Source organism: Mycobacterium asiaticum (assembly GCF_001673635.1).
Classification (GTDB): Bacteria; Actinomycetota; Actinomycetes; order Mycobacteriales; family Mycobacteriaceae; genus Mycobacterium; species Mycobacterium asiaticum_C.
In genome coordinates, this window is sequence record NZ_LZMH01000023.1 from 56,038 (window position 1) to 69,526 (window position 13,489).

16 protein-coding genes are annotated in these 13,489 nt (G+C 66.9%); 9 read left to right on the forward strand and 7 right to left on the reverse strand.

Annotation, left to right across the window (positions count from 1 at the left end):
* Positions 1 to 2 precede the first annotated feature (2 nt).
* Both A5645_RS05590 and A5645_RS05595 read left to right on the forward strand, forming a co-directional pair.
* Positions 3 to 608: a GNAT family N-acetyltransferase gene (locus tag A5645_RS05590; RefSeq protein WP_065128800.1), complete on the forward strand. Its 606-nt coding sequence runs from the start codon at positions 3 to 5 to the stop codon at positions 606 to 608.
* A 113-nt stretch (positions 609 to 721) separates the two neighbouring features.
* A complete protein-coding gene (locus tag A5645_RS05595; protein ID WP_065034331.1) occupies positions 722 to 1,078 on the forward strand; it encodes a hypothetical protein in 357 nt (118 codons plus the stop codon).
* Here A5645_RS05595 and A5645_RS05600 read toward each other — a convergent pair whose 3' ends face one another.
* Positions 1,079 to 1,777, reverse strand: coding sequence for a TetR family transcriptional regulator (locus tag A5645_RS05600; protein ID WP_065034330.1), 699 nt, complete (start codon positions 1,775 to 1,777; stop codon positions 1,079 to 1,081).
* A gap of 69 nt (positions 1,778 to 1,846) precedes the next feature.
* Between A5645_RS05600 and A5645_RS05605 the strand changes: the two genes are divergently transcribed.
* From A5645_RS05605 to A5645_RS05620, 4 genes are all read left to right on the forward strand, one after another.
* The gene (locus tag A5645_RS05605; RefSeq protein ID WP_065128801.1) at positions 1,847 to 2,932 is read left to right on the forward strand and encodes a flavin reductase family protein; all 1,086 of its coding nucleotides are present in this window, start codon (positions 1,847 to 1,849) and stop codon (positions 2,930 to 2,932) included.
* A 41-nt stretch (positions 2,933 to 2,973) separates the two neighbouring features.
* Positions 2,974 to 4,080 carry a fatty acid desaturase family protein gene (locus A5645_RS05610; protein ID WP_065128803.1) on the forward strand — a complete coding sequence of 369 codons (1,107 nt, stop codon included), beginning with the start codon at positions 2,974 to 2,976 and terminating at the stop codon, positions 4,078 to 4,080.
* A gap of 108 nt (positions 4,081 to 4,188) precedes the next feature.
* Entirely contained in the window at positions 4,189 to 4,704 is a 516-nt protein-coding gene (locus A5645_RS05615) for an SRPBCC family protein (RefSeq protein WP_065034714.1), read from the forward strand.
* Positions 4,704 to 5,750 carry an LLM class flavin-dependent oxidoreductase gene (locus A5645_RS05620; protein WP_065128805.1) on the forward strand — a complete coding sequence of 349 codons (1,047 nt, stop codon included), beginning with the start codon at positions 4,704 to 4,706 and terminating at the stop codon, positions 5,748 to 5,750. The genes A5645_RS05615 and A5645_RS05620 overlap by 1 nt, the downstream gene beginning before the upstream one ends.
* On the opposite strand, the gene A5645_RS05625 is transcribed toward A5645_RS05620, so the two are convergent.
* Complete coding sequence (locus tag A5645_RS05625; protein WP_065128807.1) at positions 5,747 to 6,859, reverse strand: DUF1214 domain-containing protein; 1,113 nt, start codon at positions 6,857 to 6,859, stop codon at positions 5,747 to 5,749. The two genes, A5645_RS05620 and A5645_RS05625, sit on opposite strands and share 4 nt — an antisense overlap.
* Entirely contained in the window at positions 6,856 to 7,431 is a 576-nt protein-coding gene (locus A5645_RS05630; protein ID WP_065128809.1) for a TetR/AcrR family transcriptional regulator, read from the reverse strand. The genes A5645_RS05625 and A5645_RS05630 overlap by 4 nt, the downstream gene beginning before the upstream one ends.
* 100 nt (positions 7,432 to 7,531) lie before the next feature.
* On the opposite strand from A5645_RS05630, the gene A5645_RS05635 reads away from it, so the two are divergent.
* Together A5645_RS05635 and A5645_RS05640 are read left to right on the forward strand one after the other, a co-directional pair.
* Positions 7,532 to 8,695 carry a sulfotransferase family protein gene (locus A5645_RS05635; RefSeq protein WP_253866860.1) on the forward strand — a complete coding sequence of 388 codons (1,164 nt, stop codon included), beginning with the start codon at positions 7,532 to 7,534 and terminating at the stop codon, positions 8,693 to 8,695.
* A gap of 19 nt (positions 8,696 to 8,714) precedes the next feature.
* Entirely contained in the window at positions 8,715 to 9,599 is an 885-nt protein-coding gene (locus tag A5645_RS05640; protein ID WP_065128813.1) for an alpha/beta fold hydrolase, read from the forward strand.
* Here A5645_RS05640 and A5645_RS05645 read toward each other — a convergent pair.
* From A5645_RS05645 to A5645_RS05655, 3 genes are read right to left on the reverse strand one after another with little or no spacing between them, the layout of a single operon-like run.
* Positions 9,596 to 10,642, reverse strand: coding sequence for a zinc-binding dehydrogenase (locus A5645_RS05645; protein ID WP_065128815.1), 1,047 nt, complete (start codon positions 10,640 to 10,642; stop codon positions 9,596 to 9,598). The two genes, A5645_RS05640 and A5645_RS05645, sit on opposite strands and share 4 nt — an antisense overlap.
* A gap of 3 nt (positions 10,643 to 10,645) precedes the next feature.
* Positions 10,646 to 10,858 (reverse strand): TOBE domain-containing protein, encoded by a 213-nt coding sequence (locus A5645_RS05650; RefSeq protein WP_065128817.1) that lies wholly within the window; start codon positions 10,856 to 10,858, stop codon positions 10,646 to 10,648.
* Positions 10,859 to 10,869: 11 nt separating this feature from the next.
* Entirely contained in the window at positions 10,870 to 11,475 is a 606-nt protein-coding gene (locus A5645_RS05655) for a TetR/AcrR family transcriptional regulator (protein ID WP_065034698.1), read from the reverse strand.
* Positions 11,476 to 11,601: 126 nt separating this feature from the next.
* On the opposite strand from A5645_RS05655, the gene A5645_RS05660 reads away from it, so the two are divergent.
* Positions 11,602 to 12,927, forward strand: coding sequence for a cytochrome P450 (locus tag A5645_RS05660; protein WP_065128819.1), 1,326 nt, complete (start codon positions 11,602 to 11,604; stop codon positions 12,925 to 12,927).
* On the opposite strand, the gene msrA is transcribed toward A5645_RS05660, so the two are convergent.
* Positions 12,924 to 13,439, reverse strand: coding sequence for a peptide-methionine (S)-S-oxide reductase MsrA (msrA, locus tag A5645_RS05665; RefSeq protein ID WP_065128821.1), 516 nt, complete (start codon positions 13,437 to 13,439; stop codon positions 12,924 to 12,926). The genes A5645_RS05660 and msrA overlap by 4 nt on opposite strands.
* Between the last annotated feature and the right edge of the window lie 50 nt (positions 13,440 to 13,489).

Genomic DNA, 13,489 nt, shown 5'->3' on the forward strand with positions numbered 1-13,489 from the left:
GCATGACCCCGCAGGCGCGCGCGGCGCAGCAGGCAGATCTTCGCGAACTGGGACGCACCCTGGGCCGGGCGTTCTTCGACGATCCGGTTTCGGTCTGGTTGCTGCCCGACGCCGATAAGCGCCGCGCGCACCTGTCGCGGCTGTTCACGACCATGACACGCCATCACCATCTGGGTGCCGGCGGCGTGGAGGTGGCCTGCGACGGCCCCGGGATCGGCGCGGCCGCGCTGTGGGATCCGCCGAATCGATGGCAGGAGTCGCGCCGCGCGCAGCTGGCCCAGACGCCGACGTTCTTGCGGGTGTTCGGCTTCCGGACGGCCAAGGCACGGGGCCTGCAGGAGCTGATGAAGAGCAAGCACCCGGAGGAACCGCACTGGTATCTCGCCGTCATCGGCAGCGATCCGGACGTCCGCGGGCGCGGCTTCGGCCAGGTCCTCATGCGGTCTCGGTTGGACCGCTGCGATGCCGAATACTGTCCTGCCTACCTCGAGTCCAGCAAAGCCGAAAATGTGCCGTACTACGAGCGTTTCGGCTTCCGTGTCACCGGCGAGATCGTCTTGCCCGGCGGTGGGCCGACGTTGTGGCCGATGTGGCGAGACCCGCGTTGAACGGTCCGCGCTTCGCGCACGACGACGCGTCATTCGTCACCGGCGAACGCTGGAGGTCAGCGAAGGCTATCTGAGCGGGTTTAGCGGCCATATCTTGCGGGCAACCGTGGCCAATGGCTACCGATGACGCAGGTTCTGTCGATGCCGCCGACTTCCCCGAGGAAGGCGGACCCGGTGACACCCTGAACGCGGAAGAGTCCACCGACTCCGACGAGCTGCGGAACAACGACGGGGACATCGTCGTCGACCCGCCCGAGGATTGGAGCGGTGCCGACAAGTTCGGCATGACCGCGCGCGAAGAACGAGAGGGCGAATCGCTCGACGCGCGACTCGCCGCGGAACAACCCGACGTCACTGAGCAGGCGGCCACCAGCCCGATCCCGGACGACGAAACAGGCCGAGCCCATCGGGGCCAGATCGACGGCGCCCCAGAAGACGGCGATTCGCTGTACCAGGTGGTCGACGAGTAGTCAGGGATTGCTTTTCCAGCCGGCCACCCCGATTGCGATCATGCGCAGCTGCTTGACCGCGATCCGGTGAATGTCCTGCAACGCCTCGGTGCTCTGCGCGTCTTCGATGGCTTCGGCGATCACGATCATCGAGTTCACGAAGAGGCTGGCCAGCACGTTGAGGTCCTCGGTGCTCCATTCGTTGAGCCGCGGGAAACGCGCCAGGTCGGTGGCCAGTTCGGAAGTGATCAGCCGAATCTCGGTCCGGATCGCATACCGGAGCACCGAGACTCCGGTGGAGCGTTCGCGGGCGATGAAGCGCCAGTGTTCGCGCTGTTCGGCGACGCTGCCAACCAGGATCTCGACCGACGATTCGATCACCCGGTTCGGGTCCAGCTTTCCGGCGCGCGCGCCGCGCAGCGTGTCCCGCAGGCTGCGGAACGATTCGTCGATGAGCACCAGGCCGAGCGCCTCCATCGACTCGAAGTGCCGGTAGAAGGCCGCGGGCACGATCCCGGCCTCCCGGGTCACCTCCCGCAGGCTCAGCCCGCTGAAGCTGCGATCGTTGAGTGCCTTTAGCGCCGCGGCGATGATCGCGCGCCTGGTGGCTTCCTTGCGTTCCTCGCGCGAAGGGCTTTCCCGGCCGTTGGAACCGCGCGAGTCACGGGCCCTGTCCTGGCCCGATCGCCGCGAGTGTGAGCTAGGAGTACGACTGTTCACTATGTGAACCGTAACACAGAGCCGACGAATCCCTTGACCACCTGCGGGAAACGGTGCGACGGTGTACACATGTTCACTCAAACTTTCACTCGGACGATCGCCAAGCGGGTCCTGAGTTCCGACCTTATCGATCTGCTCACCGGGCCGCATGGCGTCGACCGGTACACCGAGCTTGTGACGCCGACCTGGACGTCGGGCGAGGCCCGCGCCAAGGTGGTTGACGTCCGGCGCACTACGCCGCGCAGCGTCACGCTGACGCTGGCACCGAACGCCGCGTTCACTGACCGCTACACCGTCAGGGCCGGGCAGTTCGTCAACGTCACGGTCGAGATCGACGGGCGCAGGCACTCCCGCTGCTACTCACCGGCCAACGTCGAGGGCAGCACGCACCTCGAACTCACCATCGGCGTGCACGACGGCGGGCTGGTCTCGACTTACCTGTACGAGCGGGCCCGTCGGGGCATGGTCGTCAGCCTGGACGGCGTCGGGGGCGACTTCGTGCTGCCGGTTCATCGGCCCAAGCGGATCCTGCTCGTGTCGGGTGGCAGCGGCATCACGCCGGTCATGGCGATGCTGCGCACCCTCGTCGCCGAGCGGCACCAGCAATTCCGCAGGGGCGAGATCGCCTTCGTCCACTACGCCCGCACCCCAGAAGAGGCCTGTTACCGCGAGGATTTGGCCGCAATGCGCGGGGTACGGGTGCTGCACGGCTACACCCGGTCCGGTGACGGCGACCTGCAGGGCCGCTGCGGCGCCGAGCACCTGGCCGCCGCCATGGAATCACCCGACGCGGTGTTCGTCTGCGGGCCAACCGCTTTGGTCGACGCCGTACGGCAGCACTGTGAAAACGTGTTCACCGAAAGCTTCGTGCCGCCGGTGATCGAAGTGCCGGCCAATCCCACCGGCGGGCGAGTCAGCTTCGCCGACAGCAAGGTCGACGTCGTCGACGACGGTCGCTCCCTGTTGGAGCAGGCCGAAGCCGCCGGCCTCTCCCCGGAGAACGGATGCCGGATGGGCATCTGCCACACCTGCACGCGTCGCAAGACCTCGGGCACCGTACGCAACCTGGTCACCGGCGCCGTCTCCACCGGAGCCGACGAGAAGGTCCAGATCTGCGTTACCGTCCCCGTCGGCGACGTCGAAATCGACCTCTGACAGCCCCACCAAACACACCAAAAGACTTAGGAGGAAAAGCCATGCCTCAGGAGAAGATCACCCTCACCAAGGAGCAGGCCGAGGCCTTCGGCCGCGAACTCGACGCCATCAAGGAACGCGAGATGGCAGACCTCGGCGAAGAAGACGCCGAATACATCCGGCGCATGATCAAGATCCAGCGCGGGCTGGAAGTCGGCGGCCGAGCGCTGCTGTTCCTGCCGCCCGCCTGGCTGCTGGGCACCGGGATGCTCGGCATCGCGAAGATCATGGACAACATGGAAATCGGCCACAACGTCATGCACGGCCAGTACGACTGGATGCGTGACCCGGCGATCTCGGGCCGCGACTTCGAGTGGGACACCGCCTGCCCGGCCGACCAGTGGCGGCACTCGCACAACTACATGCACCACACCCACACCAACATCGTCGGGATGGACCGCGACATCGGCTACGGCATCCTGCGGATGAGTGAGGACCAGCGCTGGACGCCATACTTCCTGGGCAACCCGGTCTACGCGTTCCTGCTGATGGTGCTGTTCCAGTACGGCGTCGCCCTGCATGAACTGGAAACCGAGCGCATCCGCGCCGGCGAGATCAGCCTGCGGGACAAGCGCGACACCCTGAAGGAGATCTGGAAGAAGACGCGTCGCCAGTCGCTCAAGGACTACGTCGCCTTCCCGCTGCTGGCCGGCCCGTTTGCGCCGTTCGTCTTCACCGGTAACCTGACGGCCAACCTGATGCGCAACGTGTGGTCGTACATGATCATCTTCTGCGGCCACTTCCCGGACGGCACCCAGGAATTCACCATCGAGGAGACCAAGGATGAGACCCGCGGCCAGTGGTACTTCCGCCAGGTGCTCGGTTCGGCGAACCTGACCGGCGGCAACCTCTTCCACGTGCTGTCGGGCAACTTGTCGCACCAGATCGAGCACCACCTGTTCCCGGACATGCCGGCCCGCCGGTACCCCAAGATCGCGCCCGAGGTGCAGGAGATCTGCGAGCGCTACGGCATCCCCTACAACAAGGGCCCGCTGCTCAAGCAATTCGGCACCGTGGTCCGCAAGATCGTGCGGTTGTCACTGCCCGACTCGGTGCGGCTGCGCCGCAAGCCCACCGCGCCCGCCGAGTTGGAGTTGGTAGCCGCGTAAGGGACGAGGCCGGGCCGATGGCGCCGAGACTGCGTCCAGGGTGTGTCACTTCGACATCGGGTCACCCTGGACGCAGCCTCGGCGCCACATTGGGTGGACAATGGCTTGGTGCAATGGACCGGCGCACGGTATTCGGACACCCCGACGGTAGAAGGCACGACGTGGGTCGACGCCGACCAGCACCGAGTCTGGGATTTGATTTCCGATATCGAGCTGATGCCGACCCTCAGCAACGAGCTGTTGGCCGTCGAGTGGCTGGACGGCGCCACCGGTCCGCGGCTCGGATCCCGGTTCATCGGGCACAACGAGCACGACGCGTTCGGCCGGTGGTCCACCACCTCACAGATCATCGCCTGTGACGAGCCGCACGAATTCGCCTGGGCAGTAGGGGAACCCGAAACCCCGTCGGCTATCTGGCGGTTTCGGCTGACCTCCCGGGACGGCGGCACCGCGTTGTCGTTCTGGACCCAGCTGGGGCCGGGCCGGTCCGGGTTGTCCAGCGCCATCGACGCCATGCCGGACAAGGAACAGAAGATCGTGTTCGTGCGGCTACGGGAGTTCGAGGCCGCGATCGACAAGACGCTGGCGGCGATCAAGAGGTTGGCCGAACACGGGGTCCGCTGATGCGGACCGCCACCACCGTCGAACTGTCCGCGGGCCCGAACGCCAGACAGACCGCCGACTTTGTGGTCGAGTCCGAGCGACTCGGGCTCGACGTCTGCTGGGTGGCCGAGGCATGGGGCGCCGATGCGCCGTCGGCGCTGGGGTACCTGGTGGCCCGAACCGATCGGATGTTGCTCGGCTCCGGGGTCATTCAGGTCGGTACCCGCTCGCCGGTGCTGATCGCCCAGACCGCGATTACGTTGTCCAACCTTTCCGGCGGGCGGTTCCTGCTGGGTCTGGGGGCCTCGGGCCCCCAAGTGATCGAAGGCCTGCACGGCGTCGCGTTCGCGCGCCCGCTGGCCAGGGTCACCGAAACCGTCGAGGTGATCCGCCAAGCCTTCGAAGGCGGCAGAATCTCATACTCCGGCAAGGAGATTCAGATTCCGCGCCCCGGCGGGGACGGAAAACCGATGCGGTTGTCGACTCGCCCGGAACACGCCATCCCGATCTACCTGGCCACCCTGTCACCGGCGATGTTGCGGCTGACCGGAAGGATCGCTGACGGATGGCTGGGCACCAGCTTCGTCCCAGAAGGCGCCGACGACGCCTACTTCGCGCATCTCGACGAGGGCCTGGCGTCCGCCGGTCGCCGTCGCGCCGACATCGACATCTGTCAGGGCGCCGAAGTCGCTTTCGCACCGGACGAAGACGCGTTGCGCGATATGGTTGCCACCCGCAAGGCGGAACTCGCGTTCAGCCTCGGCGGCATGGGGTCGGCCACCACGAACTACTACAACCAGGCCTACAGCCGGCAGGGCTGGGCTGAGACGGCCGCGGCGGTGCGGGAACGCTGGCAGGCCGGCGACCGTGCCGGAGCGACCGGCCTGGTCACCGACGACATGGTGCTGGCCACCACGCTGATCGGCACCGAGGAGCGGGTGCGGGCCCGCCTGGCGGTCTGGCGCGACGCTGGTGTGGACACCGTCCGGCTCTATCCCGCCGGGGAGACGCTCGATGCCAAACTCTCGACACTGGGCCGCGCGATCGAGCTGGTCCGCGAAACCTAGTGCGCCGCAGTGGGCGCGTCGGACACCTTGACGAGTTCGACTTGCGGGCGTGCCGGCACACTGTCCGCGAGGAACCATCGGAATGCGAGATTCCCGCGCGGATAGCCAAGCGTGGTCAGCGAATTGGGATGCTCGGTCCTGTTCCGGGACAACACGATCGTCACCGAGCCGTCAGCGTTGGGCACCGCGCTGTGCCCGTTGACCGACCAACGGGCATCGGGACCTTCCGCGGGGCCGTAGGTCGCCATGAACTGGTTCCACACCACCATGTTCCAGAATCGGCACGACGGCGGCCGGTGCGTGATCACGAGCGCCTCTTCGTCGTCCAGTACGAAACTTCCGTAGGCGTAGCAGGCGTCGCGCGCCGACCAGCCGAAGTTGGCGTCGGGAACCTGGTAGGGGTCTGCGAATTGGTTTGCGGTATGGGCGACTTCGTGTCCCAGCGAATGCTGCCCGTCGGCCCGGCTGCCGACCGGCAGCGGCACGATCGCGAACATGGTGCGTAACCAGGTGGCCGCCGCCCGCAATCGGTCGGCGGTTTCGTTGTCCCCGTGTGCGATCGGGTCGGGTTCATCGAGCGCCTCGATATTCCAGACCACTGGGCGACCGGTCAGTGGGTCGGCCTGGTAGTCCCGGGTCATCAGGGCGGCCGCGTCGGGCGTCGGCGGGAACTCGAACGAGAAGTTGCCGTCGGCGTCGATGTCGAGATCGGTGTCGCGCACGATCGCCACCACCCGGTCTGACCATGCCCCAGGCGAGGGCTCGTTGTACGCGGTGACCGAAAAGTACACGCTGTCACCCTTATTGCCGCTGATGCGGTAGTGCCGGTCGGGGTCGACCGGGCACATGTAGTAGTACGCGTCGGTGTTGTCGCCGCCCCATCGGCGGTCGCGCCGGAAAGGCGTGTTGACCGCCACGAACTGCGGGCGGCCGGGCTCGGTGAACAGGTAGCTGTCGAACGCGACCCCGAGGGTGGCGGCGAGCATACGGTAGCCGTCGGCCACGTGCCGCTCGTCGGTGACCGCGCGGTCACCCTCGAGGAAGGAGCTGTCGAGGTCGCCCAGTGCGCTCAACAACTCCCGCCACGCGGTCGTCGATTCGTGCTTCATGCGCTGATTCCTTTCAGGAGCAACGTGGTGGTGCGATCGATCCAGGCGTCGTCGAGGCCGTTCGGGCGGGTGAGCAGGGCAAGCAGGATGACCCCGGCGACCGCGTCGGCCAGTTCGGCCGCGGTCACGTCGGCACGCACGTCGCCGCGCGCGGCGGCCTCGTCCAGCCACCCGGCCAGCGTGCCGCCGATCAGGCCGGAGAACCGTTGCAGCAGTGCCGAATGCAGGCTGGGATCGGCGGCCATCTCGCCGATCAGCCCCGGCAGCGCGGCCCTGGCCGCCGGCGTGGTCAGCACGGCCATTGTGCGGCAGACCATTTCGCGCATGTCCTGGCGCAGGGACCCCGAGTCGGGAATTGCCGTCGCGGCGTCGATCGGGAACACCGCCTCGTGGACGAGGTGCGCCTTGCTGGGCCAGCGCCGGTAGATCGCCGGCTTAGAGGTGCCGGCCCGCTCGGCGATGGCCGAAACCGCCAGTCCCGCATACCCGGTCTCGGCGAGCAACTCCACGGTGGCGGCCAGCACCGCGGCGTCGATACGCGGATCGCGGGGGCGGCCGAAGTCTACTACCATTACGAAACTCAGAGTAACATAAGTCGCCGTGACCGCCACCGTTCAACTAGACGACCTCGCCAACCCCCGGTTCAGCCCGGAGGCCCAGCCGATCCTGGACATGATGGCCGGGCTGGCCGCGGACTGCCCGCTGGACGCCGAGGCGCTGCACGCCCGGGCCAGTGCCGACACCGGCCTGCACGATTTCGGTCCCGCGGACTACCGGGAACGACTCGACGTCTACCTGGCGGCGCTGCGGGAGATCGACGGCGTGCACGGGGCCGGCGTGGTCAATTTCTACGGCCAACTGCTGCAGTTGCTCAAGAACCGCCTGCTGCTGGCCGACCTGTTGAACCGGCATCCCGAGATCAACGACATCGGGTTGCGCTCGCCGGTCGTCATCGCGGGCCTGCCCCGCACCGGCACCACCCATCTGCACAACCTGCTGGCGGCGCCGCCGACGTTCCGCACCATGCCGTACTGGGAGAGCAACGAGCCCTTCCCGCTGCCGGCCGAGGCCGGCCAGGAACCGGATCCGCGACGGATCCGGATGGATATGGCGGTCAGCGTGATCAACCTGGTGATGCCACATTTCGCGCTCATGCATGAGATGACCACCGAGCACGTGCACGAGGAGATCCAGCTGCTGGCCAACGATTTCTCCACCATGCTGTTCGAGACGCTCGCCCATGTGCCGCGCTGGCGCGACTACTACCAGGCCCACGATCAGACGCCGCACTACGAATACCTGGCGACGCAACTGAAGGCCATGCAGTTCCTTCGCGGCGGCCAGCGCTGGTTGCTCAAGTCGCCCCAGCACCTCGAGCAGGTGCCGGTCCTCGATCGGGTCTTCGGAGACGGCATCGTCGTGTTCACCCACCGCGATCCGGTTCCCGTCGCGCTGTCGATGGTCGCGATGATCACCTACTCCGCGCGCATGCACCGGTCGCCGGTGCCGGTGCGGCAGATCGCCGGGTACTGGATCGACCGGCTCGAGCAGATGCTCAATGCGCTCGTCCGCGACCGGGACACCATCGGTCCGGATCGCTCGATCGACGTTCGCTTCGACGACTTCATGGCCGACGAGCTCGGCCTGGCCGAACGGGTCTATGCCCTGGCGGGTGAGCCGTTCACGGAGGCGGCCCGGGGCGCGGTCACCGATTACCTCGCAGGCCATCGGCGTGGCCGGCTCGGCAGCGTCGAAACGTCTTTCGAGATGTTCGGGCTGAACGAAGCCGATCTGCGGGACCGCTTCGCGCCCTATGTCGAGCGGTTCCTGCGCTAGGACACTACGTTCTCAACTCATGAGTACTCTGCCCACGCTCGAAGGCGTCGAACACCGGTTTGTCGATGTGGGCGGGGGTGTCACGATCCATGTCGCCGACGCCGGACCGGCCGGAGGGCCGGCCGTGATGCTGGTGCACGGCTTCCCGGAGAACTGGTGGGAGTGGCACGAGTTGATCGGCCCGCTGGCCGCCGACGGCTACCGCGTGCTCTGCCCCGACCTGCGGGGCGCAGGCTGGAGTTCGGCGCCGCGCTCGAGCTACACCAAGGCCGAGATGGCCGACGACCTCGCGGCCGTGCTGGACCGGCTGGGGGTTGCGCAGGTGCGGTTGGCCGCGCACGACTGGGGTGGCCCGGTGGCCTTCATCCTGATGCTGCGTCATCCCGAAAAGGTGACCGGGTTCTTCGGGATGAACACCGTGGCGCCGTGGGTGAAGCGAGATCTCGGGGCGGTCCGCAACATCTGGCGGCTCTGGTACCAGATTCCGGTCTCGCTGCCGGTCATCGGTCCCCGCCTGCTTCGCGACCCCAAGGCGCGCTTCGCCCGCGCCCTGGGGAACTGGGTGGGCGGCGGGTTCAACCTGCCCGACGACGCCATCCAGCTCTACATCGACCGGATGCGCGAGCCGGGCCACGCCGAGGCCGGTTCTCGGTGGTACCGGTCCTTCCAGACCAAAGAGATGCTGAGCTGGATGCGCGGCGAGTATGACGACGTGCGGGTGGAGGTGCCGGTGCGCTGGCTGACCGGCACCGATGACCCGGTGATCACGCCGGATCTGAGCGATTCTTATGCCGACCACATCACCGATTTCGAGGCCGAGCTGGTTCCGGGCGTCGGGCACTGGATCGTTTGGCAGCGACCCGATCTGGTGCTCGACCGGCTGCGGGCGTTCCTGCGCCTCTAGCCCGGCTGTACCAGGATCCGGATCGGGTTGCCTTCCTGGCGCTCCAGCTTCTCGATGCCGGCGTGGATGTCTTCCAGCCCGATGATCTCACTGATGGATCGCGAAAGATCAAGGCGCCCAGCCGAAACCAGCTTCGCCAAGGTTTCGATGTCGACGTTCTGATAGCCGAGGTGGCCCAGCGCCTGCTTACGGCTCAGCCCGAACATCGCGGTGGGTCCCACCGTTGGTGACTCCGCGCTCATGCCCACCCCGACCAACCGCCCACCGGAGGTCAGGGAATCCAGCGCCTGCTCGAAGGTCGCCTTCAGGCCGACGGCATCGAACGCCACGTCCAGCTTCCGGCCGCCGGTGACCTCGGCGATCTTGTCCTGTAGCGCCTCGTCCCGGGTGTCGAACGCATAGTCCGCGCCGATCTCGAGCGCCCGGTCCAGTACGGCGGGGTTGATGTCGAGGGCGATCACCGGCACCGCACCGACCAGGCGCGCCAGCTGCACGATATGGGTGCCGACACCGCCGACGCCCCAGACCCCGACCGATTCCCCGACTGCGACCTTGCCGGTGCGCACGACGGCACCGAACGGAGTGGACACCGCGTCTGCCAGGATCGCGGCCTGCTCCAGCGGCACGTTGTCCGGCACCCGGGTCAGGCCCTGCGCCTGGGCGAGGGTGTATTCGGCCCACGCGCCGTCGTAGGCGAACGCCATCAATTGGATGCGCAGGCAATTCGACTCATCGCCGCGCCGGCAGTTCGGGCAACGCAGGCAGGGGCGGCCGGCGGCCACCACCACCCGGTCGCCCTCGGCCCAGCCGGTCACGTCGGGGCCGAGCTTGGCGATGGTGCCCGCGGCCTCGTGGCCCTGGGTCACCACCGGCGTCTGGGCCGGGAAGGTGCCGTTGATCAGACTCAGGTCCGAATGGCAGATCCCGCAGAACGCCACCTTGACCAGAACTTCGCCGGGGCCCGGCTCCGGAATCGGAACATCTTCCAGCACAACCTTTTTGGTGTCTGCATAGAAACGCTCAGCCCGCATGGTCGGTGCCATCGGTTAATCGACGCCGATGGTGACTTCGGTGGACTTGATGAACACCGTGGCCGGCTGGCCGACCTGCAGGCCGAGATCGGTCGCCGCGTCCTTGGTGATGGAAGAGGTGACGGTCTGATCGCCGCCGTCGAGGCGGATCTTGACGATTGCCATCACGCTGCCGAGATCGATTTCGGTGATGGTCCCCTTGAGCTGGTTTCGCGTAGACAGGCGCATGGCAACCGAGCCTAGGCCCGCGGTCCGAGCAATGCGATGGCAGCGTCCACGGCAGGTTCGACGATGTCGCGGGTGGACCTGCCGTCCTCGACCGCCAGCGCGACGAGTTCCCGCAGACCGCCCAACAGGATCACCGCCAACGGGACGCTCAGCGGCGGCAGGTTGACCCGGCGGAACCCCGGGCTGCCGCTCAGGTCGATCAGCAGGTTGGTCAGCAGGTCCAGGCCCTGGCGCTGGACGGGCCGGGCGACGTCGCCCAGGTACGGAAGCTCACGAATCCAGCTCAGGGCGATCGCCGGTCGCGACTCGATGCTGCCGACGTAGCCTTCGACCGCCTGACGGATCTGGACCTGCCAGTCGGCCTCGGGGTCGACCGCGTCGCGGATGTCGGCGGCCATGATGTCGATCTCGAGCCGCAACAACTCCAGGAAGCACTCTTCCTTGCTGGCGAAGCGGTCGTAGAACGTGCGCTTGGATGTCCGTGCGTGGCGGACGATGTCGGCGACGGTGGTCGCGCGGTATCCGCGCTCGCAGATCGAGGCATCCAAGCCGTCCAGCAGGCGACGCCGGAACGGATCGGGCTCGCTCAGAACCGTCTCGCCAGCTATTGCCGTCACGACCGGCTCCTTTCGGCCAAATGCTTGTCAGCCTGTGGTACCACAGAGTACCGTACGGGGAAAGCACTTGGTACACCGCAGTACCAACCCCCGTGTTGGGGTGTAGTCGTTGGGAGTTCCACCTCTATGAGCCACGCCATCACCGACGCACCGGCCTCCCTCGAGGTCAACTTGCCTCCGGCGGCGCGCATGCCGAAGTTGTTGCAGGGCTTGGGTTTTTCGATCTTCCGGCGGGGGATGATGCGGCGGCTGGCCGACCGCCACGGGACCGTCTTCACGGTGCACATCCCGATGTACGGCCGGCTGGTGGTGATCGGTGAGCCGCAACTGGCCAAGCAGGTCTTCACCACCAGTCCCGACGCGCTGGGCAACATTCAGCCCAATCTGAGCCGGATGTTCGGCTCGGGATCGGTGTTCGGACTCGAAGGGGACGACCACCGCCGCCGGCGGCGATTGCTGGCGCCGCCGTTCCACGGCAAGAGCATGAAGAACTACGAAGCCATCATCGAGGAAGAAACCCTACGGGAGACGGCGAATTGGCCGGAGGGACAGTTGTTTCCGACGCTGCCCTCGATGATGCACATCACCCTCAATGCCATCCTGCGAGCCGTTTTCGGCGCCGACGGCGCCGAACTCGACGAACTGCGCCGCATCATCCCGCCGTGGGTCACGCTGGGCTCACGCCTGGCCGCGGTCCCGATACCCAAACGAACGTACGGCCGGTACAGCCCATGGGGCAGGCTGGTTGAATTCCGGCGGAACTACGACCGGGTCATCGACCGCCTGATCGACCTGGAGCGCTCGGACCCCGACTTCGCCGACCGCAACGACGTGCTGGCCCTGATGCTGCGCAGTCGCTACGAAGACGGTTCGGTCATGTCCCGCAAGGACATCGGCGACGAGCTGCTGGCGCTGCTGGCGGCCGGCCACGAGACCACGGCGTCCACGCTCGCCTGGGCATTCGAACGGATCACCCGTCACCGGCAGATATTGGCCGACCTGGTCGACGAGGCCGACAACGGCGGCAGCGAACTGCGGCAGGCGACCATTCTCGAAGTGCAGCGGGCGCGGACCGTGATCGACCTGGCGGGCCGGCACGTGTACCCCGAGACGTATCAGTTGGGCGAGTGGGTCATTCCGCGCGGCGACTCGATCATCGTCAACATCGGGCAGATTCACGAGAACCCCGATGTTTTCGCCGATCCCGAGCGCTTCGACCCGCAGCGTTACCTCGGCGGCAAGCCGTCGGCGTTCGCGTGGATCCCGTTCGGCGGCGGCACCCGCCGGTGCGTGGGTGCCGCGTTCGCCAACATGGAGATGGACGTGGTGTTACGTACGGTGTTGCGCGAGTTCACCATTGAGACGACAACCGCACCCGGCGAGCGCCGGCACTCCCGAGGTGTCGCCTACACGCCCAAAGACGGCGGGCGCATCGTGGTGCACCGCCGCTAGCGGTTCGCCTCGGCGCGGCGCGGCAGCTTCCAGCCCGGCCGCACGAAGTGGCAGGTGTACCCGTTGGGGTAGCGCTGCAGGTAATCCTGATGCTCGGGTTCGGCTTCCCAGAAGTCCCCGGCCGGGCTGACCTCGGTCACTACCTTGCCGGGCCACAGGCCGGACGCGTCGACGTCGGCAATGGTGTCCAGGGCCACCCGCTTCTGCTCCTCGTCGGTGTAGAAGATGGCCGACCGGTAGCTGGGGCCCCGGTCGTTGCCCTGCCTGTTCCTCGTGCTCGGGTCGTGGATCTGGAAGAAGAACTCAAGGATGGTCCGGTAGTCGGTCACCGACGGCTCGAAGACGATCTCGACGGCCTCGGCGTGGTTGCCGTGATTGCGGTAGGTGGCGTTGGGGACCTCGCCGCCGGTGTAGCCCACGCGTGTGGAGATCACCCCGGGTTGCTTGCGGATCAGGTCCTGCACGCCCCAGAAGCAGCCACCGGCCAAGATGGCCTTCTGTGTGCTCGTCATTGCTGTCTCCTCACCTGGCCCGGGTTCTGGTGGACTCTGAGCAGCCCCAG